Annotated in this window: 22 protein-coding genes; 4 read left to right on the forward strand and 18 right to left on the reverse strand. The window is 69.2% G+C overall.

Going from position 1 to position 19,086, the window contains the following annotated elements:
• Positions 1 to 37 precede the first annotated feature (37 nt).
• Positions 38 to 658 (reverse strand): carbonic anhydrase, encoded by a 621-nt coding sequence (locus ACXYX3_RS23240; protein ID WP_241205370.1) that lies wholly within the window; start codon positions 656 to 658, stop codon positions 38 to 40.
• Between ACXYX3_RS23240 and ACXYX3_RS23245 the strand changes: the two genes are divergently transcribed.
• Positions 657 to 1,568, forward strand: a complete 912-nt coding sequence (locus ACXYX3_RS23245; RefSeq protein ID WP_458609175.1) for an HhH-GPD family protein — start codon at positions 657 to 659, stop codon at positions 1,566 to 1,568. The genes ACXYX3_RS23240 and ACXYX3_RS23245 overlap by 2 nt on opposite strands.
• Here the strand turns inward: ACXYX3_RS23245 and ACXYX3_RS23250 are convergent.
• Positions 1,558 to 2,538: a helix-turn-helix domain-containing protein gene (locus ACXYX3_RS23250; RefSeq protein ID WP_458609176.1), complete on the reverse strand. Its 981-nt coding sequence runs from the start codon at positions 2,536 to 2,538 to the stop codon at positions 1,558 to 1,560. The genes ACXYX3_RS23245 and ACXYX3_RS23250 overlap by 11 nt on opposite strands.
• Positions 2,539 to 2,610: 72 nt before the next feature.
• Here ACXYX3_RS23250 and ACXYX3_RS23255 point away from each other — a divergent pair, with 72 nt between their 5' ends.
• Positions 2,611 to 2,865 (forward strand): hypothetical protein, encoded by a 255-nt coding sequence (locus ACXYX3_RS23255; protein WP_458609177.1) that lies wholly within the window; start codon positions 2,611 to 2,613, stop codon positions 2,863 to 2,865.
• On the opposite strand, the gene ACXYX3_RS23260 is transcribed toward ACXYX3_RS23255, so the two are convergent.
• A complete protein-coding gene (locus tag ACXYX3_RS23260; RefSeq protein ID WP_241205366.1) occupies positions 2,839 to 3,603 on the reverse strand; it encodes an alpha/beta fold hydrolase in 765 nt (254 codons plus the stop codon). The two genes, ACXYX3_RS23255 and ACXYX3_RS23260, sit on opposite strands and share 27 nt — an antisense overlap.
• 40 nt (positions 3,604 to 3,643) lie before the next feature.
• Here ACXYX3_RS23260 and mhuD point away from each other — a divergent pair, with 40 nt between their 5' ends.
• Together mhuD and ACXYX3_RS23270 are read left to right on the forward strand one after the other, a co-directional pair.
• Positions 3,644 to 3,985, forward strand: coding sequence for a mycobilin-forming heme oxygenase MhuD (mhuD, locus tag ACXYX3_RS23265; protein WP_241205365.1), 342 nt, complete (start codon positions 3,644 to 3,646; stop codon positions 3,983 to 3,985).
• Between the two features lie 34 nt (positions 3,986 to 4,019).
• The gene (locus ACXYX3_RS23270) at positions 4,020 to 5,321 is read left to right on the forward strand and encodes a serine hydrolase (protein ID WP_241205364.1); all 1,302 of its coding nucleotides are present in this window, start codon (positions 4,020 to 4,022) and stop codon (positions 5,319 to 5,321) included.
• Positions 5,322 to 5,333: 12 nt separating this feature from the next.
• Here ACXYX3_RS23270 and ACXYX3_RS23275 read toward each other — a convergent pair whose 3' ends face one another.
• The 15 genes from ACXYX3_RS23275 to folE all read right to left on the reverse strand — a co-directional run bounded on the left by ACXYX3_RS23275 (position 5,334) and on the right by folE (position 19,079).
• On the reverse strand, positions 5,334 to 5,882 hold the full coding sequence (locus ACXYX3_RS23275; protein ID WP_458609178.1) for a histidine phosphatase family protein: 549 nt from the start codon (positions 5,880 to 5,882) through the stop codon (positions 5,334 to 5,336).
• Complete coding sequence (locus ACXYX3_RS23280; protein ID WP_458609179.1) at positions 5,879 to 6,691, reverse strand: CbtA family protein; 813 nt, start codon at positions 6,689 to 6,691, stop codon at positions 5,879 to 5,881. The genes ACXYX3_RS23275 and ACXYX3_RS23280 overlap by 4 nt, the downstream gene beginning before the upstream one ends.
• Positions 6,692 to 6,713: 22 nt before the next feature.
• Positions 6,714 to 6,938 (reverse strand): CbtB domain-containing protein, encoded by a 225-nt coding sequence (locus ACXYX3_RS23285; RefSeq protein WP_458609180.1) that lies wholly within the window; start codon positions 6,936 to 6,938, stop codon positions 6,714 to 6,716.
• A gap of 289 nt (positions 6,939 to 7,227) precedes the next feature.
• The gene (clpC1, locus tag ACXYX3_RS23290; RefSeq protein ID WP_241205360.1) at positions 7,228 to 9,753 is read right to left on the reverse strand and encodes an ATP-dependent protease ATP-binding subunit ClpC; all 2,526 of its coding nucleotides are present in this window, start codon (positions 9,751 to 9,753) and stop codon (positions 7,228 to 7,230) included.
• A 288-nt stretch (positions 9,754 to 10,041) separates the two neighbouring features.
• Complete coding sequence (gene lsr2, locus ACXYX3_RS23295; protein ID WP_241205359.1) at positions 10,042 to 10,383, reverse strand: histone-like nucleoid-structuring protein Lsr2; 342 nt, start codon at positions 10,381 to 10,383, stop codon at positions 10,042 to 10,044.
• A gap of 159 nt (positions 10,384 to 10,542) precedes the next feature.
• A complete protein-coding gene (lysS, locus tag ACXYX3_RS23300; protein ID WP_241205358.1) occupies positions 10,543 to 12,081 on the reverse strand; it encodes a lysine--tRNA ligase in 1,539 nt (512 codons plus the stop codon).
• A gap of 52 nt (positions 12,082 to 12,133) precedes the next feature.
• Positions 12,134 to 12,949: a type III pantothenate kinase gene (locus tag ACXYX3_RS23305; protein WP_241205357.1), complete on the reverse strand. Its 816-nt coding sequence runs from the start codon at positions 12,947 to 12,949 to the stop codon at positions 12,134 to 12,136.
• Positions 12,950 to 13,891, reverse strand: coding sequence for a pantoate--beta-alanine ligase (panC, locus tag ACXYX3_RS23310; RefSeq protein ID WP_458609181.1), 942 nt, complete (start codon positions 13,889 to 13,891; stop codon positions 12,950 to 12,952). It lies immediately after the preceding gene.
• Positions 13,888 to 14,832 (reverse strand): Rossmann-like and DUF2520 domain-containing protein, encoded by a 945-nt coding sequence (locus tag ACXYX3_RS23315; protein ID WP_241205492.1) that lies wholly within the window; start codon positions 14,830 to 14,832, stop codon positions 13,888 to 13,890. The genes panC and ACXYX3_RS23315 overlap by 4 nt, the downstream gene beginning before the upstream one ends.
• 93 nt (positions 14,833 to 14,925) lie before the next feature.
• Positions 14,926 to 16,119, reverse strand: coding sequence for a DUF6779 domain-containing protein (locus ACXYX3_RS23320; protein ID WP_458609182.1), 1,194 nt, complete (start codon positions 16,117 to 16,119; stop codon positions 14,926 to 14,928).
• Positions 16,120 to 16,195: 76 nt separating this feature from the next.
• Positions 16,196 to 16,672, reverse strand: coding sequence for a DUF3180 domain-containing protein (locus tag ACXYX3_RS23325; protein ID WP_458609183.1), 477 nt, complete (start codon positions 16,670 to 16,672; stop codon positions 16,196 to 16,198).
• Positions 16,672 to 17,199, reverse strand: coding sequence for a 2-amino-4-hydroxy-6-hydroxymethyldihydropteridine diphosphokinase (folK, locus tag ACXYX3_RS23330; RefSeq protein WP_458609184.1), 528 nt, complete (start codon positions 17,197 to 17,199; stop codon positions 16,672 to 16,674). Before folK ends, ACXYX3_RS23325 begins: the two co-directional genes overlap by 1 nt.
• Positions 17,196 to 17,615, reverse strand: coding sequence for a dihydroneopterin aldolase (gene folB / locus ACXYX3_RS23335; protein WP_458609186.1), 420 nt, complete (start codon positions 17,613 to 17,615; stop codon positions 17,196 to 17,198). The genes folK and folB overlap by 4 nt, the downstream gene beginning before the upstream one ends.
• Positions 17,608 to 18,429 (reverse strand): dihydropteroate synthase, encoded by an 822-nt coding sequence (gene folP, locus ACXYX3_RS23340; protein WP_458612195.1) that lies wholly within the window; start codon positions 18,427 to 18,429, stop codon positions 17,608 to 17,610. The genes folB and folP overlap by 8 nt, the downstream gene beginning before the upstream one ends.
• 41 nt (positions 18,430 to 18,470) lie before the next feature.
• Positions 18,471 to 19,079 (reverse strand): GTP cyclohydrolase I FolE, encoded by a 609-nt coding sequence (folE, locus tag ACXYX3_RS23345; protein WP_458609187.1) that lies wholly within the window; start codon positions 19,077 to 19,079, stop codon positions 18,471 to 18,473.
• Positions 19,080 to 19,086: the final 7 nt, after the last annotated feature.

Genomic DNA, 19,086 nt, shown 5'->3' on the forward strand with positions numbered 1-19,086 from the left:
AAGCGACTCTGTTCGACGCCACCCGGCGTGTTGCCTTTCAGTTTTCGCCGATGTCGCCTATGTGATCGCGCAACACCACCTGCCCGTCGGCCAGGTGGTAGGTCAACCCGACGATCGCGAGCCGGCCCTCGGCCACGGCATCGGAGATGATGGTGGAGCGGCTGCGCAGCTGCCTGCCCGTCTCGGTGACGTGGCGGGCCTCGAACTCGTCCACGCGGCTCAGGCCTTCGCGGCGGCCCACCAGGATCGACGGCGTCACCCGCTCGACGACGTCGCGGATGTAGCCACCGGGCAGCGAACCGTCGTCGAGCGCGGTCAGCGTGGCTCCGACCGCACCGCAGCTGTCATGGCCGAGCACCACGATCAGCGGCACGTTCAGCACGGCGACCCCGTACTCGATCGAGCCGAGCACCGCGCTGTCGATGACGTGGCCGGCGGTGCGGACCACGAACATGTCCCCGAGCCCCTGGTCGAAGATGATCTCCGCGGCCACGCGGCTGTCGGCGCACCCGAACACGATCGCCGTCGGCTTCTGCGCGGCGGCCAGGCTGGCGCGGTGCTCGATGCTCTGGCTCGGGTGCTCCGGCTTCCCCGCGACGAAGCGCTCGTTACCCTCTTTGAGTGCTTTCCACGCGGTCAACGGGTTCGTGTTCGGCATGGCGGCCATTCTGCCCCAGCCTGCATCGATGATCGACGCGGGTGAGCTCCTCGACTGGTACGCCGCCGCGCAGCGCGACCTGCCGTGGCGGCAACCGGGGGTCTCGGCGTGGCAGATCCTGGTCAGCGAGTTCATGCTGCAGCAGACGCCCGTCGCCAGGGTGGAGCCGATCTGGCAGGAGTGGATCGCCCGCTGGCCGACCCCGTCGGCGACCGCGGCGGCCAGCGCGGCCGACGTACTGCGCGCCTGGGGCAAGCTGGGCTATCCGCGGCGGGCCAAGCGGCTGCACGAGTGCGCGACGGTGATCGCCACCGAATACGGCGACGTGGTGCCCACCGATGTCGACACCCTGCTCTCACTGCCCGGAATCGGCACCTACACCGCGCGGGCGGTGGCCTGCTTCGCCTACCGGCAGCGGGTGCCCGTGGTCGACACCAACGTCCGCCGCGTCGTCGCGCGAGCGGTGCACGGGCGTGACGACGCCGCGGCGGCGTCGGTCCGTGACCTCGACGACGTGGCGGCGCTGCTGCCCGACGACGAGCGGGCGCCGACGTTCTCGGTGGCGCTCATGGAACTCGGCGCGATCGTGTGCACGGCGCGATCGCCGAAGTGCGGCGTGTGCCCGCTGTCGCGGTGCGCGTGGCGCTCGCTCGGGTTTCCCGCCGGCACCGGCCCCGCGCGCAAGGTGCAGAAGTTCGCCGGCACCGACCGTCAGGTGCGGGGCAAGCTGCTGGACGTGTTGCGCGGCAGCGACAAACCGGTCACCCGTGCGCAACTGGACGTGGCGTGGCTGACCGACACCGCTCAGCGCGACCGCTGCCTGGATTCGCTGCTGGTGGACGGTTTGGTGGAGCAGACCGACGACGGCCGGTTCGCTCTCGCCGGCGAAGCCGGCGACGTCAGGCAGTAGCGGCGCACTCCGCTTCCGCTGCGGCAGAAGCGAATCGACGTCGGTAGTCCGACGGCGTGACGCCGATGATGCGGCGAAAGTGGTGGCGCAACAGCGTGGCGTTGCCGAACCCGGACTGTTCGGCGATGTTGTCGATGTCGAGCGTGGTCTCCTCCAGCAGCCGCCGGGCGAACAGCACACGCTGATCGGTCACCCACTGCATGGGGGTGCGGCCGGTCTCTTCGACGAAGCGGCGCGCGAACGTGCGGCCCGACATGTGGGCCCTGCGCGCCAGCGACGTGACGGTGTGGGGCTTGTCGAGGTTGGCCAGAATCCAATCCAGGTGCGGGGCAAAGCGTTCCGAACATCGCACCGGAATCGGCTGATCGATGTACTGCCGTTGACCGCCATCGCGCTGCGGTGGCACCACCATTCGGCGGGCGATCTTGTTGGTGATCTCGCTGCCCATCTCGCGACGCACCAGGTGCAGACACGCATCGATGCCCGCCGCGGTGCCCGCACTGGTGACCAGGTTCCCGTCGTCGACGAACAGCACGTTGCGGTCCACCTGGGCGGTCGGATACATGCGGGCGAGCTCGTCGGCGTGCATCCAGTGGGTGGTGCACGGCCGCCCGTCGAGCAGGCCGGCCGCGCCGGCGACGAACGCGCCCGAGCACACCGTCAGGATGATCGACCCCGAATCGGCGGCCCGCCGGATCGCAGCCAGCGCCTCGGGCAGGTAGTCGCCGCCGCCGATCGCGGGGATCGCGACCAGATCGGCTCCGACGAGGTCGTCGAGCCCGTGGTCCGGGATGATCGTGGCGCCGACCGACGTGCGCAGCGGCTTGCCGGGTTCGGGGCCGCAGACCTTGAAGTCGAAGTTCGGCACGCCGTCCGCGGAGCGGTCGATGCCGAACACCTCGCAGATCACGCCGAACTCGAACACTGCCAGCCCGTCGAGCACCAGCGCCGACACCGTCCGTATCGTCATGGCAGCATCTTATCGACGGATGTCGCTTCTGCCACTGGTGGCACGATCTTTCGCAGGCGGAGCATTACTGCCATGAGCATCGCACTGACCTCCCTGATCCTCGCCGCACCGTTCGCCCTCGCTGCGGCCCTCACCTGGGCAGCTCACCGCTCCGGCGTGCTGCGCCTGCACCGCGACCAGTTCCGCATCTCCGCACCACTGGCCGGGCGGTTGTTCACCGACGACCGCGACCTGATGCGCATCGAGCATGAAGCCGACGCCATCCGGACCCGCTTCGAACGGCAGCCGTCCTGGCCAAGCTCAACCGCCACCGGCGAACGTCGATAGAAACGCCTCGACGACGTCCCGATATTTCATCGGGGCGTCGTCGTGGACCAGGTGACCGGCGCCGGGCACCGTGACGTACGTCGTCTCAGCACCCGTGCGCGCCATCTCCGCCATCTGCCCCGGCGGGGTCACCGAGTCGCCGGCCTCGATCAGCAGCGTCGGCACGTCGACGGCCCGCCACTGCGCCCAGTAATCCCGCCTCCCCCACTCAGCGGCGATCTCGATCCACCGAGACGGCTGCCCGTGCAGCCGCCAGCCCGTGGCGGTGCGGTCGAAGGCGTCCAGGAAGTACCGCCCGGCGACCGGGCCGAACGCCTCGATGACTTGCGCCTCCGACGCGAACTCCGCCGGCAGTGCGTAGAGCCACGGCTCCCACGCACCGGTGGTGCGGCCGCGGAAGTCCGGCGCCATGTCCTCGACCACCAGCGCGTCGACCACCTCGGGCCGCTGCGCAGCCAGACACCACGCATGCAGCGCACCCATCGAATGCCCGATCAGCACGGCCGGTTCGCCCAGACTGGAGACCGCCTCGGCCAGATCGTCGACGAAACGCTCGGTCGAGATCGGGTGGGTGTCGGGCACCTCTGGCCCCCGGTGCCACGGCGCGTCGTAGGTGAACACCCGACCGTGGCCGGCGAGCCAGGGCAGCTGCCGCGACCACGTGCTACCCCGCCCCATCAGGCCATGGACCAGCACCAGCGGGCGCCCCGCACCGCCGTGGGCCGTGAGCAGCTCCATGGGGTCATCATGGCATCGGGCGCGCGGTAGCCTGAACGCCATGTCCGAGCAGAACGCGAACACCACACCGGTGGTGAAGATCAACGCGATCGAGGTCCCGCCCGGCGCCGGACCCGAGCTGGAGAAGCGGTTCGCCCACCGCGCCCATGCCGTCGACAACCAGGCCGGCTTCCTCGGGTTCCAGCTGTTGCGCCCCGTCAAGGGCGAGGACAGGTACTTCGTCGTCACCCAGTGGGAATCCGAAGAGGCGTTCCAGGCCTGGGCCACCGGACCCGCCATCGAGGCGCATGCCGGGGAACGTGCCAACCCCGTCGCCAAGGGCGCGTCACTGCTGGAGTTCGAGGTTGTGCTCGACGTTGCAGGAACCCGCGCGCAGGCCTAGGGGCGCCGGGGCGCGACGCCGCGCGCTCACCTGCGTGACCGCACTCATCGCTGTCGCCGCGCTGGTGAACGGCTGCGCCGCCACCCGGCCCGCTCCCGCCGACGCCGCCTACGGCGTCCCCATCCAGATCAACACCCCGCAGGGTCTGCGCGCCAAGCAGACCATGGACATGCTCAACAGCGACTGGCCCATCGGGGAGAACGGCATCCGCACGCTGGCCGCCCCCCAGGTCGTCGAAGCCGTCGGCGTGACGATGGACCGCATGTGGTGGGACCGCCCGTTCACGGTCACCGAGGTCGACGTCGGCGCGGGCAGCGCCACGCTGCACGTACTGACCTCCTACGGGGTCGGGCAGACCATCGAGCTGCGCACCGACGACGCCGGCATGGTGGACCGGTTCTCCGTCGACCTGGTGCCGCCGCGCATCACGTCGTTCAGCGACGTCGACGCCGAGATCACCAAGACGGGCGCGAAGTACTCCTACCAGGTGGCGAAGGTGACCGACGGCCGCTGCGAGAAGGTCGCGGGCACCAACACAGAGATGTCGCTGCCGTTGGCGTCGATCTTCAAGCTCTACGTGCTCTACGCGCTGTCGGACGCGGTGAAAGCGCACACGGTGTCGTGGACCGATCCGCTGACGATCACCAAAGAAGCCAAGGCCGTCGGCTCCTCGGGCTTCGACAAGCTCCCTCCCGGCTCGACGGTGTCCGTGCGTGACGCGGCTCAGCAGATGATCTCGGCCAGCGACAACATGGCCACCGACCTGCTGATCGCGCGACTGGGCCCGGGAGCGATCGAGCGTGCGCTCGTTGCCGCCGGCCACCACGACCCGGCCAGCATGACGCCGTTCCCGACGATGCACGAGATGTTCTCCGTGGGCTGGGGCGAGCCGAACCTGCGTGAGCAGTGGAAGCAGGCCAACCACGCCGGGCGCGCACAGCTGCTGCAGCAGACCAATTCGCGCCCCTACGAACCGGATCCGCAGCGCACCCACATGCCGGCGTCGGACATCGGTGCCGAGTGGTACGCCAGCGCGGCCGACATCTGCCGGCTGCACGCGGCGCTGCAACGCAACGCGACCGCCGAGGCCGCGCCGGTGCACGACATCCTCACCGCCGTGCCGGGCATCGACCTGGACCGCGCGGAGTGGCCCTACATCGCGGCGAAGGCGGGCAACCTGCCCGGCGATCTGACGTTCAGCTGGTTCGCCACCGACCGCACCGGCCAGAGCTGGGTGGTCAGCATGCAGACCAACTGGTCGCAGTACCGCAGCCCGACGGCGGCGTCCTGGCTGTTGTCGATCGCCCGGCAGATGTTCGGCCTAGTCCAACCCTGACCGGTGCCCCGGTCACGCCCGAAGCGTCCAGGCGTGTCCGCGAAAATGCAGCACCGTGGCGCTGGCAGGCGCAATGTCGATGCGCCAGAACGACTTCGGCGGGGCGTCCAGAACCACCAGCAGCGCCGCGCGGATGACGGCCGGGTGTGTCGCGGCGACGACGCGGACGTGCTGCGAGGTCAGCGAGTCCAGCCACCCTCGCACCCGGGTGATCAGCTCGACGACGCTCTCGCCCCCGTGCGGAGCCCGGGTGGGATCGGTCAGCCAGATCGCCAGATCGGCGGGCTGCACCCGGGTGAGCTTCTCCCCGCGCCACCGCCCGCAATCCAGATCGGCGAGCTTCGGCTCGACGTCGGCCCGCACGCCGAGCACGTCGGCGGTCTGGATGGCGCGCGCCTCGGGGCCGCAGTAGGCCCGGTCGGCGTCCCTGAGCTCGGCGCGCGCATCGGACACCTGCCCGCGGCCGAGCACGTTGAGCGGTTCGTCGGTGGGGAACCGTCCGGCTGACATCGCGTCGGTCATGCCGTGCGACACGAGTGTCAGCCGGACGACCTCGCTCACACCGTCAGCGCGTCCTTCCGCTTCTCGCCGAGAAGCTTCGAGACCATGGCCGCGAACGTCAGCCCGATCGTCGTCCAGACGATGAGCTGGGTCGTCAGCGAGTAGAGCCGGAACTCGTACAGGTCGGCAGCCGGGAAGCCGGGGAACACGATGGCTCCCGCGTCGTCGACCATCGGCCCGGGCGTCTCGTTGATCGTCGGCAAGACCAGCATCAGCGCGAACACCGCGACGAGATACACCGCACCGGCCGTGAGCGTCGCGTTCCACGCCCCCAGCTTCGACGTCAGCTGACGACCCAGGTAGACCGCCGCCACCATCAGCAACGCCGAGAGCCCCACCATCAGCAGGTACAGCATCGAACGCTGGTAGATCGTGGCGTCGTCGCTGGTCGCCGGCGGACTCGGCGGATACTTCAGCGCCGGGATGAGCCACAGCGCCACGAACATCGCTCCGGCGACGACCACGGATGTGGCCCGCGCCGACAGGTTCCCGATGCGGCCGTAGGCGAACGCGAAGACGACCGAGAATAGCGCGCCCAGCGCGACACTGAACAGCAGGACCCCCAGGCCCATGCCGATGGTCGACTGGATGCCGCGGCTGAAGAGCTCGCCGCCCTCACCATGCGAGTGGCCGCCCGCTGTGGCCATCTCGGTGGCCATGTCCATGTGCTCGTGCGCGGCCGAGATGCCGTCCTCGAAGTCAATGGCCCGGCCGATGACCGGCTCGAGGAAGATCTTCGCGAAGACGAACGCGAGCACACCTGCGATGGCGCCGGAGAGAATTCCGCGCCAGATGATCTGCTTTTCCATTCTCAGGTAACCCCTGGCCCCGTCAGTGGCAGGGGAATCCGAGGAGGTGACGAGCATCGTGGACGAACTCGTGGATGTACATGTTGTCGCCGAACACGGATGTCGCGCCCTGGTCGACGCCGACGAAGTACAGCACGACCAGCGCAAGGAACGCGGTCAGCGACAGCCACAGCGCCGCTTTGGTGGCCGAGAAGTCGAGTGCCTCTGTGCGTGGGGTCGTAGCCCGTGGGGCGTCAGGAGTGGTCATGAGAGGTCCTTTCCGGGATGTCGCGTCCCAGTCGGCAGGTGCCGACGGCATCGGGTCTGACTGTCACAGTGGCGCGACCGTTCTGGAGTCTCACCAGATTCCGACTACCGTCGATTGACATACGGATCATAGAGCGCGCCGGTCGCCTGTGGGCGCCGACCACGTCGCGAGTGTGTATCGCGATACGGCCTTGGCGGCGAGTCGCGGATGAAACCGCACAACCGCGGGGGGTCGAGGAACGACAAACGGGCGGCCACCCTGGTGGGTGACCGCCCGTTCGGCGTGTCGCTTATTCGGCTGCGCCGGCCTGCGCCAGATCAGCCTCTGCCGGCTCGGAGCGCTTCGGCCCACCGTGGAAGGTGAACACCGCGTCCTCGCCCTGACCCTCGCCGTCCCAGTTCTCGACGTCGACGGTGACGTGCTGGCCGGGTCCGACCTCTTCGAAGAGGATCTTCTCCGACAGCTGGTCCTCGATCTCGCGCTGGATGGTGCGCCGCAACGGACGCGCTCCCAGCACCGGATCGAAGCCGCGCTTGGCCAGCAGGGCCTTGGCCCGATCGGTCAGCTCCATCGTCATGTCCTTGGCCCGCAACTGGTTGCCGACCCGGCCGATCATCAGGTCGACCATCTTGATGATCTCGTCCTGCGTCAGCTGGTGGAACACGATGATGTCGTCGATACGGTTCAGGAACTCCGGGCGGAAGTGCTTCTTCAGCTCGTCGTTGACCTTCTGCTTCATCCGCTCGTAGTTGTTCTCGCCACCACCCTGGGTGAAGCCGAGGCCCACCGCCTTGGAGATGTCGGACGTTCCGAGGTTCGACGTGAAGATCAGCACGGTGTTCTTGAAGTCGACCGTGCGGCCCTGACCGTCGGTGAGACGGCCGTCCTCGAGGACCTGCAGGAGGCTGTTGTAGATCTCCTGGTGGGCCTTCTCGATCTCGTCGAACAGCACGACGCTGAACGGCTTGCGGCGCACCTTCTCGGTGAGCTGGCCGCCCTCCTCGTAGCCGACGTACCCCGGAGGGGCACCGAAGAGCCGCGAGGCGGTGAAGCGGTCGTGGAACTCGCCCATGTCGATCTGGATGAGCGCGTCGTCCTCGCCGAACAGGAAGTTGGCCAGCGCCTTGGACAGCTCGGTCTTCCCGACGCCGGACGGGCCGGCGAAGATGAACGAGCCCGACGGACGCTTGGGGTCCTTCAGACCGGCGCGCGTACGACGGATCGCCTTCGAGACCGCCTTGACGGCGTCCTCCTGGCCGATGATCCGCTTGTGCAGCTCGTCTTCCATGCGGAGCAGACGCGTGGTCTCCTCCTCGGTGAGCTTGAACACCGGGATACCGGTCCAGTTGCCCAGCACCTCGGCGATCTGCTCGTCGTCGACCTCGGCGACCACGTCGAGATCACCTGAGCGCCACTGCTTTTCACGCTCGGCGCGCTGCGCGACGAGCTGCTTCTCCTTGTCGCGCAGGTTGGCGGCCTTCTCGAAGTCCTGCGCGTCGATCGCGGACTCCTTCTCCCGGCGCGCGTCGGCGATCTTCTCGTCGAACTCGCGCAGGTCCGGCGGCGCGGTCATCCGGCGGATACGCATCCGGGCGCCCGCCTCGTCGATCAGGTCGATCGCCTTGTCCGGCAGGAACCGGTCGTTGATGTAGCGGTCGGCCAGCGTGGCGGCCGCCGCGATCGCCCCGTCGGTGATCGAGACGCGGTGGTGCGCCTCGTAGCGGTCCCGCAGACCCTTGAGGATCTCGATCGTGTGCGCCACCGTCGGCTCGCCGACCTGCACCGGCTGGAACCGGCGCTCGAGCGCGGCGTCCTTCTCGATGTACTTGCGGTACTCGTCGAGCGTGGTCGCGCCGATGGTCTGCAGCTCACCGCGGGCCAGCTTCGGCTTCAGGATGCTGGCCGCGTCGATCGCGCCCTCGGCGGCACCGGCACCGACGAGCGTGTGCAGCTCGTCGATGAACAGGATGATGTCGCCGCGGGTGTTGATCTCCTTGAGCACCTTCTTCAGGCGCTCCTCGAAGTCACCGCGGTAGCGGCTGCCCGCGACCAGCGAACCGAGGTCCAGGGTGTAGAGCTGCTTGTCCTTGAGCGTCTCGGGCACGTCGCCGTGCACGATCGCCTGGGCCAGGCCCTCGACGACGGCGGTCTTGCCGACACCCGGCTCGCCGATCAGAACCGGGTTGTTCTTCGTTCGGCGGCTCAGCACCTGCATGACCCGCTCGATTTCCTTCTCGCGGCCGATGACGGGGTCGAGCTTGCCCTCCATCGCGGCGGCGGTCAGGTTGCGGCCGAACTGGTCGAGCACCAGCGAGGTCGACGGGTTGCCCGCCTCGCCGCTGCGCCCGCCGGTACCGGCTTCGGCGGTCTCCTTGCCCTGGTAGCCGCTCAGTAGCTGGATGACCTGCTGGCGCACCCGGGTGAGTTCCGCGCCGAGCTTGACGAGCACCTGCGCGGCCACACCCTCGCCCTCGCGGATCAGCCCGAGCAGGATGTGCTCGGTGCCGATGTAGTTGTGGCCGAGCTGCAGCGCCTCACGCAGGCTGAGCTCCAGCACCTTCTTGGCACGCGGGGTGAAGGGGATGTGCCCGGACGGCGCCTGCTGGCCCTGACCGATGATCTCCTCGACCTGGCTGCGCACACCCTCCAGGGAGATGCCCAGCGACTCGAGTGACTTGGCGGCCACTCCCTCACCCTCGTGAATGAGTCCCAGCAGGATGTGCTCGGTGCCGATGTAGTTGTGGTTGAGCATCCGGGCCTCTTCCTGAGCCAGGACGACAACCCGACGTGCACGGTCGGTGAATCTTTCGAACATCCGTGGTTACCTGCTCTCCATCGCATAGATGGGTGCCGCACGCAAAAGGCGTGCCCGCACCTGCCGTCCACTGTAATGGGCGGCGGCCACAGGTGCCCCGCCTGTCGGCCCGTTCGCGAGGGGTTCTCTGCGGGCTGAACGGCGGACGATCACCTGGCGCCGTAGGGTCCAACGTCGCGACCCGCAGAATCGTTTCGTCAGAGCAGGGCCGGCGGCTTCGCCGGTAGCGAACGCCCGCCGGCCGCGGGAACCACGGAATGCGCCCGGCAACCGGGCGCGCTGTTGCCGCTAGGTGGCCTCGTGGAAGGCGTCGATGACGTCGGCCGGGATGCGTCCGCGGGTGGACACGTTGTGACCGTTGCGACGGGCCCACTCCCTGATCGCCGCGCTCTGCTCACGGTCGATCGCGGCGCGACCCCGGCCGGTGCCGGCCGCCCGGCCCCGGCGACGGCCACCGACGCGGCGGCCCGCCTCGACCCATTTGTTCAAATCATTGCGGAGTTTGGCGGCGTTCTTCGCCGACAAATCGATCTCATAGCTCACGCCGTCCAGACCGAATTCGACGGTCTCGTCGGCGGCGCCGTCACCGTCGAAATCATCGACAAGAGTGACGGTGACTTTTTTCGCCATGGCCCAATGCCCTTCTGTACGCGCTGCCCCGCAACTCCATGACCCCGAACCCCGGGATCAATGTGCCATAAATGCGCTTTTCCTTCAACAACGTCAGATGTCGCAGGAATCGCAACTGCAGAAGACCGCGTGACGAACTGAGCCGTCGAACTCCGATGACTAAGAGTGGCGCCGAACAATGGGAAACAAAACAGTCTCGCGAATAGCCAACCCCGTCAACGCCATCAACAAGCGGTCCACACCCATTCCCGTTCCGGTCGTGGGCGGCATCCCGTACTCCAGGGCGGAGAGGAAATCCTCGTCGAGAAGCATCGCCTCGTCATCGCCCGAGGCGGCCGCCCGGGCTTGCGCCTCGAAACGTTCGCGCTGGATCACCGGGTCGATCAATTCCGAGTATCCGGTGGCCAACTCGAACTTACGGACGTAGAGGTCCCACTTCTCGGTGACGCCGTCGATGCTGCGGTGCGCACGGGTCAAAGGTGTGGTCTCGACCGGGAAATCCCGCACGAAGGTGGGCGCCCACAATGTGTTGCCGACCACGTGCTCCCACAGTTCCTCGACCAATTTCCCGTGGCCGTAACCACGGTCACGGGGAATTTCCACGCCGAGGCGGTCGGCGATGCGCCACAATTCATCGGCACCGGTCGCCGGCGTGATCTCCTCACCGAGCCCTTCCGACAATGAGGGATACATCGCAACTGTGTCCCATTCACCGTCGAGGTCATAGGTGCTGCCGTCCGGCAATGGCACCTGCCGCGTACCTATCGCCTCGTCGGCGACTTCTTGAATGAGTTCGCGCGTCATGGTCGCGGAATCGTCATAAGTTCCGTACGCCTGATATGTCTCGAGCATCGCGAATTCGGGGGAATGCGTGGAATCGGCACCCTCGTTCCGGAACACCCGATTCAACTCGAAGACCCTGTCGAATCCGCCCACCACACACCGTTTGAGAAAAAGCTCCGGCGCAATCCGCAGATACAGGTCGGCATCGAGGGCGTTGGAGTGTGTGACGAAGGGCCGCGCCGCCGCACCACCTGCCAAGGTCTGCAGGATGGGCGTCTCGACCTCCAGGAAGCCGCGCCGCTCGAGCGCCGCCCGCACCGCACGCACCACGGCGACTCGCTGCCGGGCGATGGCGCGGGCTTCGGGACGCACGATCAGGTCCACGTAGCGCTGCCGGACCCGCGACTCCTCACTCATCTCTTTGTGAGCCACCGGCAACGGCCGCAGTGACTTGGCCGCCATTTGCCACGAATCGGCCAGCACAGAGAGCTCACCGCGGCGGGAGCTGATCACCTCACCGTGCACGAACACGATGTCTCCGAGGTCGACCTCGGCCTTCCACGCGTCGAGGGACTCCTGGCCGACCTGGTTGAGACTGATCATCGCCTGCAGCTGGGTACCGTCACCCTCCTGCAGCGTGGCGAAGCACAGCTTGCCGGAATTCCGGGCGAAGATGACGCGGCCGGAGACCCCGACGACCTGGCCCGTCGTCTCGTCGGCGGCCAGATCGGGAAACGCCGCACGGACCTCGGCGAGGGTGTGCGTGCGGGCGACCTCGACGGGATAGGGGTCGCGTCCCTCGTCGAGCAGCTTCTGACGCTTCGCCTGACGGATCCGGAACTGCTCGGGGATGTCGTCGGCGATGTCCCCGGAGTCGTCACGGTCGAGATCTGGCCTGCCGGATTCGTCGGTCACGACGTGCCAGCTTAAATGACCAGCCCACCGCCCCCGAAGTCGCTGGTGAGCGCTACCGGGCGCCCTTGAGCTTGCCGCGCTGGTTGTCGCGGTTGCGTTCGAACACCAGACGCAACCCGTCGAGGGTCAGATGGCGGTCGTAGTGCTGAACGGTCCGCAGGTCGGCGAGCACCAGCGGGGCGCCGTGCCCGGTCGCCACCACCGCGACGTCGTCGCCGGAGAAGCCGTCGACGTCCGAACGCACCCGACTCACCAGACCGTCCACCAGCCCGGCAAACCCGAACACAGCGCCGGCCTGCATGCATTCGACGGTGTTCTTGCCGATCACCGACCGCGGCCGGGTCAACTCGACGCGGCGCAACGCCGCCGAACGTGCGGCGGCTGCATCGGAGGACACCTGGACACCGGGGGCGATGGCGCCGCCCAGGAACTCACCCTTGGCCGAGACCACGTCCACACATATCGACGACCCGAAGTCGACGACGATCGCCGCGGTGCCGTATTTCTGATAGGCCGCAAGGCAATTGACGATGCGGTCGGCACCCACTTCTTTGGGGTTGTCGACCAGAAGCGGGATGCCGGTGCGCACCCCGGGTTCGATCAGCACATGGGGCACTGCGGGCCAGTACTGCTCGAGCATCACGCGGACCTCGTGCAGCACCGACGGCACGGTCGACAGGCCCGCCGCACCGGTGAGCCGCTCGGCGTCGTCGCCGATCAACCCGTCGATCGTGAGCGCCAGTTCGTCGGCGGTGACCTCGGACTCGGTGCGAATGCGCCAGTGCGACACCACCTTCGCGTGATCGCCGGCACCGGAGATCAGACCGACGACGGTGTGGGTGTTACGGACGTCGATGACGAGCAGCACTCAGTTTCTCCAGGGAAGTTCGTGGCTCTCACCGCTCGGGGTGCGAGGGTGACCGTCGATGCCGGCGCTCGCACCGATGTCGATCGCGATGTTGTCGAGTAGCCGCGTGGTTCCGAGCCTGGCGGCCACCAGCATTCGCGCGGGCCCCTCCACGGGTGCGGGCCCGAGCATCGGATCGCGCACCTCCAGATAGTCGACCTCCAATGCGGGCACCTCGTCCAGCACGGCGCGGGCGGCATCGAGCGCCGCGGGCACTCCGGTGGCCGCGGCGTACATGCCGGCGAGCAGGGCAGCCGACAGGGCGCCGGCCTGCTCGCGCTGCACGGGATCGAGGTACCGATTGCGTGAGGACATCGCCAGCCCGTCGGCTTCGCGCACGATCGGCACGCCCTGGATCTGCACGCCCAGATCCAGGTCGGCGACCATCTGCCGGATCAGCGTCAGCTGCTGGTAGTCCTTCTCCCCGAAGTAGGCGCGGTCGGGCCGCACGATGTTGAACAGCTTGGCGACGACGGTCAGCACTCCGGCGAAATGCGTTGGCCGCGAGGAGCCTTCGAGCTCTGCTCCGAGCGGTCCCGGCACCACGGTGGTGCGCTGACCCTGCGGGTACATGTCCTGGGCCGTCGGGGTGTAGGCGATCTCCACCCCTTCGGCGCGCAGCGCGTCGAGGTCGTCGGCGAGGGTGCGGGGGTAGGCGTCGAGATCCTCACCGGCGCCGAACTGCAAGGGGTTGACGAAGATCGACACCACCACGACGGCGCCGGGCACCCGCTTTGCGGTGCGGATCAGCGTCAGGTGGCCATCGTGGAGGGCACCCATCGTCGGGACGAGCATGATGCGGCGCCCGGTGGCGCGCAGCGCGCGGGTCACGTCGGCGACCTCGGTGGGGCTCCGGTAGGTGTTGAGTTCTCCTGCGGAGAATGTCGGTCCCGTCTTGATCACTGTTCTGCCTCCGCCAGTACGTCGAAGACGGCGCGGGGCGCCTCCGCCCGCTGGGCCGTCCGGTGGGAATTCGTTCGATATGCCTGCGCGAGAGCAGGATTGACCTCTTCGAGAGCCTGCAGATGGCCGGCGACCGCGGCGGCATCCCCTCGGGAAACGGGACCGGTCAGCGCGCGCTGACCCGTCCGCAGTGCGTTGTCCACCGAGGCCCGGACCAGCGGACCCATGATCCGTTCGGCCAACCCGCCGGGGACGTCGGCGACGATGTCCTGACCGAGCAGCTCCTGCCCGGTCAACGCGGCCCGTAGCGCCTCCAGCGCATCGAGCACGACGGTCACTACGTGGTTGCTGCCGTGCGCGAGCGCCGCGTGATACAGCGTGCGCGCGTCCTCCCGCACCCGGAACGGTTCACCGCCCACTTCCAGGACCAGCGACTGCGCGATCGCGTAACCGATCTCGTCGGCGGCGGTGATCCCGAAGCAGGTGCCGCGCAACCGATCCACGTCCTCGTCGGTGTCGGCGAACGTCATAGCCGGATGCATCGCCACCGTGATGCACCCCTGCTCGGCCAGCGGCGCGAGGATTCCGATCCCGTTGGCGCCCGACGTGTGCGCGACGATCGTGTTGGGCCGTACCGCACCCGTGGCCGCCAGCCCCGCCACCAAGTCGGCCAATGCGGCATCGGGCACGGCCAGCAGGAGCAGCTCCGCGCGTGCGGCGACATCGGCGACGGCCAGCACCGGGGTGTCCGGCAACCACCGGGCCGCTCGCGCGCGGGACGCTCGCGACACCGCGCTGCACCCGGCGACCACGTGCTCGGCCCGTTCCAGTGCCGCGCCGAGGACGGCGCCCACCTTGCCCGCCGAGACGACGCCGACGGTCAGCCGGGCGGGGCGGAGTCCGTCGTGGGGAGCACTCCCACCGATCGGGGGCTGCACCATCGCAACCATCGCGTTCGCCCTCGCTGAATTCTCACGTCGGTCCGGTCCCGCAGGGCGGGTACCGGTCGGCCTCAGCCTAACCCAGCGTCCGGATCAGTCCTCGCGGCGGCGGCGCCGTCCCCCGCCGGTCGGACTCGCCTGCAGCCGCGCCAGCAGTTCGGCGACGGACTGACCACCGGTGTGCGCGCCGCCGTCCTCGTCCTCGGGCGCGTCGGGGACCTCCTCGACGGGTGGCTCCGGCTCCGATGCCGACGAGTGCCGGCCCCGGGGCGGCCCGGAGGGCTCCATCGCCTCCGGGGCACGCCGACGGCCCACGTACTCCGGCGCGGCGTCGGGCTCGGGGCGTGACGGCTCGGGGCGTGACGGCTCCGGCTGCGGTGGGGGTGCAGGTGGGGACGACCAGTGCGAACCAGGTTGACCGGCGGGAATGAACCGGCCTTCGGCGGGTGCGGGCTGCCACGTGCCCGACGTGCCGCGAGCATCCGCCGGCCGAGGCGGCGGCGGTGCCGACTGCTCCGGGGTGGCCTGCGGCGGCAACCACGGGAACTGCGGCGCCTGCGCAGGTGGCGGCGGCGTCGGAGGCGTCCAGGGCCCGGCCTGCTCCCCGGCGCGCCGGTGGGCCCCACCGACCGGCTCGGCCGGGTCGGGCACCCGCGGCCAGGCGTCGTCGGGGTGCGGTTCGGCGGGGACGTCGATGATCGGGCTCTCCTCGGTGTCCGGGGAGTGCTCGTCGGTGTCGAGGGCGGCCCGGCGGGCGTCGGCGTCCTCGGTGTCGACGCGACTGCTGCTGACCCGTCCGGCGGTGGGCAGGGACGGCGCCTCGGCGCGATCGTGCTCCAGTGCCGGGCGCTCCGACAGATCGGTGTCGAACAGGTACTCGAGATTGGCCCGCAGCGCGGCCAGCTCGGCCCGCAGCGCGGCCACCTCGTCGGCCGATTGCGCCCGCAGCTCACTCGCCAGCTCACGGCGCAGGTGGCTCTCGACCGTCAGCTCGTATTCGCGGCGCGCCGAGATCTCGCGTTCCAACTGAAGGTCGTACACCAGCTTCAGATCCCGCACCTTGGCCTGGTCGCTGTCGCTCTGTCTGCGATAGATCACCGACACGAAAGCCGCGACCACCGCGGCCCACAGCGCGAGGATCACAGCAAGCTTGAGCAACTCGACGCGATCAGTGAAAACCAGGGCAGAACTGGCCGCGATGGCCAGCACCAGCAACGCTGTCATCAAGATCCAGCCGGGCCGCCGACCGCCCCGACGCATGCGGGCGCCACGGGTCGGATCGGTCATGGGGCGACTGTACCCGCCACAGGTCGCCACGCGTGTCGACCCTTGCGGCGATTCGGTCACGAAGCCGGATGACGCCTCAGCCGGGCGCCGGATCGGCGTCGGGCGGGGCGTCGTCGGGAGACCGGCAGCAATGCTGCAGCCACAGCGCCGCCGCGACCAGCGCCAGCGCGCAGAGCGCCGCGACGACGGCTCCGGGGCTGTCGGCCGCGGCCACCCGCAGCGCGTCGCGGCGCGGCAGCACGTAGACCGACACAGCCACCCACCACCCCAGCACGACCGCACCCATCCACGCCGCGGCCTTGGCGATCAGCACCGAGCGCGCCACCGCCAACGGATGCAGCCGACCGCGACCGACGCCGATCTCCCCGTCGCGAATACGCGCCCGGACGTAGAAGCCCCAGCCTGCGAGGGCGATCGCGACGCCGAGCAGCGACATGCCCGTCCACACCGTGATCGGCGGGAAGTACCGGTAGGTGGCCCGCACCAGCACGTAACCCAGTACGGCGGCTGCTGCCGCCCCCGCGACGAGGTCGCGCTTGCGCGTCGGTCCCATCAGCGTGCGGTCCGGGGTGTCAGTACGTGCTCTGTGAGGTGCACGCCGGCACGCTCGGCCGGATCGAGAGCGCCCAGCAGATCCGCGACGGAGGTGGGTCGACCCTCGACCGTCAGCGTGGCCGCGGGAGCGACCGCCAGCCACGGGACGAGGACGAACGCCCGGACGTGGGCGTACCGGTGCGGCAGGGTCAAGACGTCGTCGTCGACGGTGAGCTCGCGGCCACCGTCGCGCACCTGAACCAGATCGACGTCGAGTGTCCTTGGCCCCCAATGCTGTTCGCGTGTCCGCTGGGCGGCTGCCTCTAGTTCGTGGGCGCGGTGCAGCCACTGGTGGGGTCCCGTCGACGCGTCGTCGGCCAGCACCACCGCATTGAGAAAGGCGCCCTGCTCGACCCCACCCCACGCCGCCGTCTCGTAGACCGGCGACACCGCGGTGACCGTGTCGCCGAGGCCGTCGAGGACCGACTGCAGATACGCCGCCCGGTCGCCGAGATTGGACCCGATCGAGAGCACCACCGACGTCATCGCGGCCCCGCCGCGGGGCTGGCGGGGCCAGCGGGCGGCCCCGCCCCGCGCCCGCCGCGGCGGGACCGGCGGGCGATCACCGCGACGTCGGCGAAGTCCAGCGGGATCGGGGCGGCCGGCTTGTGCACGGCCACTTCGACGGCGTGCACGCGCTCGTCGGCCATGACGTCCTCGGCTATCTCACCGGCCACGGTCTCGATCAGCTGCCGCGGCGGGCCGGCGACGATGTCGGCGGCGCGCTGGGCGAGCGCTCCGTAGTCCAGGGTGTCGGCGAGATCGTCGCTCGCGGCAGCGGCGGCCAGGTCGATCCACACCGTGATGTCGACGACGAAGTCCTGCCCGTCGCGGCGCTCGTGGTCGAACACCCCGTGATTGCCGCGCACCCGCAGGCCGCGCAACTCGATCCGGTCAGCCATTCGGCTGGGCCTCCTCACCCGCGTTGCGCCAGGCCGACACCACCGCAAGCGCATCCACTGAGGCGCGCACGTCGTGCACCCGCACCCCCCACGCCCCGTGCCAGGCGGCCAGGGCCGAGATCGCCGCCGTCGCCGTCTCCCGTCCGCCGGGCGGCCGCGGGGTCCCGTCGGCGCCGGCCAGCAATGTGCCGAGGAATCGTTTGCGCGACGCGCCGACGAGGATCGGGATACCGGTGGCGACGAACTCCGGCAGCGCGGCCAGCAACGCCCAGTTGTGGTGCGCGGTCTTCGCGAAACCGAGCCCGGGATCGAGGATCAGCCGCCCGGGATCCACGCCGGCCGCAACGGCGGCGTCGACGCAGGCCATCAACTCGTCGCGCACCTCGGTCACGACGTCGCCGTAGACCGGGGGCTCGTGCGGCCGCGCGCTGTCGACCGAGCGCCAGTGCATCAGCACCCACGGCACGCCCGCGTCGGCGACCACGCGCACCATGTCCGGATCCGCCCTGCCGCCCGAGACGTCGTTGACGATGCGGGCTCCGCTCTCCAGCGCTGCGCTGGCTACCCCGGCGTGCATCGTGTCGACGCTGACCGTGATGCCGCGGGCGGCGAGTTCGGCGATGACCGGAAGGATGCGGGCGGTCTCCACCGCGGGGTCGATGCGGGTTGCGCCGGGGCGGGTGGATTCGCCGCCGACATCGATGATCGCCGCGCCGTGTGCCACCAGCTCGACCCCGTGCGCGACCGCGCGATCCCGGTCCAGGAACAAGCCGCCGTCGGAGAACGAGTCGTCGGTGACGTTGACGACGCCCATGACGGCCACGGGCGCCGCAGTGGACGACAGGTCGGCGATGATCACTTCCGCAGGATCAGGTCCAGAGCTTCGGCGCGAGATGCCTTGTCGGTCTTGAACTGTCCGCGCACCGCCGACGTCGTGGTGCTGGCCCCCGGCTTGCGGATGCCGCGCATCGCCATGCACAGGTGTTCGGCCTCGATCACCACGATCGCTCCCCGTGGATCGAGTTTGCGCATGAGCGCGTCGGCGATCTGGCAGGTCAGCCGCTCCTGCACCTGCGGTCGCTTGGCGTACAGATCGACCACACGGGCCAGCTTCGACAGGCCCGTCACGCGGCCGTCCTTGCCGGGGATGTAGCCGACGTGCGCGACGCCGTGGAAGGACACCAGGTGGTGCTCGCACGTCGAGTACATCGGGATGTCCTTGACCAGCACGAGCTCGTCGTGCTGCTCGTCGAACGTGGTGTTGAGTACATCGTCGGGATCGGTGTAGAGGCCTGCGAACATCTCCCGGTAGGCCCGTGCCACGCGCGCCGGGGTGTCGATCAGGCCGTGCCGGTCCGGATCCTCACCGACGGCGAGCAGGAGCTCGCGCACAGCGGCCTCCGCACGAGCCTGGTCGAATTCCCGGGTGGTGAGCGTGGCCGAAATGTCCTGCGACCGCGTCATCGAGGTC

The organism is Mycobacterium sp. Panama NTM2, assembly GCF_054355555.1.

Coding starts and splice junctions, on each gene's coding strand:
- ACXYX3_RS23245 (WP_458609175.1), top strand. CDS start 657: ATGGCGGCCATTCTGCCCCAGCCTGCATCGATGATCGACGCGGGTGAG.
- ACXYX3_RS23240 (WP_241205370.1), bottom strand. CDS start 658: ATGCCGAACACGAACCCGTTGACCGCGTGGAAAGCACTCAAAGAGGGT.
- ACXYX3_RS23250 (WP_458609176.1), bottom strand. CDS start 2,538: ATGACGATACGGACGGTGTCGGCGCTGGTGCTCGACGGGCTGGCAGTG.
- ACXYX3_RS23255 (WP_458609177.1), top strand. CDS start 2,611: ATGAGCATCGCACTGACCTCCCTGATCCTCGCCGCACCGTTCGCCCTC.
- ACXYX3_RS23260 (WP_241205366.1), bottom strand. CDS start 3,603: ATGGAGCTGCTCACGGCCCACGGCGGTGCGGGGCGCCCGCTGGTGCTG.
- mhuD (WP_241205365.1), top strand. CDS start 3,644: ATGTCCGAGCAGAACGCGAACACCACACCGGTGGTGAAGATCAACGCG.
- ACXYX3_RS23280 (WP_458609179.1), bottom strand. CDS start 6,691: ATGGAAAAGCAGATCATCTGGCGCGGAATTCTCTCCGGCGCCATCGCA.
- ACXYX3_RS23285 (WP_458609180.1), bottom strand. CDS start 6,938: ATGACCACTCCTGACGCCCCACGGGCTACGACCCCACGCACAGAGGCA.
- clpC1 (WP_241205360.1), bottom strand. CDS start 9,753: ATGTTCGAAAGATTCACCGACCGTGCACGTCGGGTTGTCGTCCTGGCT.
- lsr2 (WP_241205359.1), bottom strand. CDS start 10,383: ATGGCGAAAAAAGTCACCGTCACTCTTGTCGATGATTTCGACGGTGAC.
- ACXYX3_RS23315 (WP_241205492.1), bottom strand. CDS start 14,832: ATGGTGCAGCCCCCGATCGGTGGGAGTGCTCCCCACGACGGACTCCGC.
- ACXYX3_RS23320 (WP_458609182.1), bottom strand. CDS start 16,119: ATGACCGATCCGACCCGTGGCGCCCGCATGCGTCGGGGCGGTCGGCGG.
- ACXYX3_RS23325 (WP_458609183.1), bottom strand. CDS start 16,672: ATGGGACCGACGCGCAAGCGCGACCTCGTCGCGGGGGCGGCAGCAGCC.
- folK (WP_458609184.1), bottom strand. CDS start 17,199: ATGACGTCGGTGGTGCTCTCGATCGGGTCCAATCTCGGCGACCGGGCG.
- folB (WP_458609186.1), bottom strand. CDS start 17,615: ATGGCTGACCGGATCGAGTTGCGCGGCCTGCGGGTGCGCGGCAATCAC.
- folP (WP_458612195.1), bottom strand. CDS start 18,429: ATGGGCGTCGTCAACGTCACCGACGACTCGTTCTCCGACGGCGGCTTG.
- folE (WP_458609187.1), bottom strand. CDS start 19,079: ATGACGCGGTCGCAGGACATTTCGGCCACGCTCACCACCCGGGAATTC.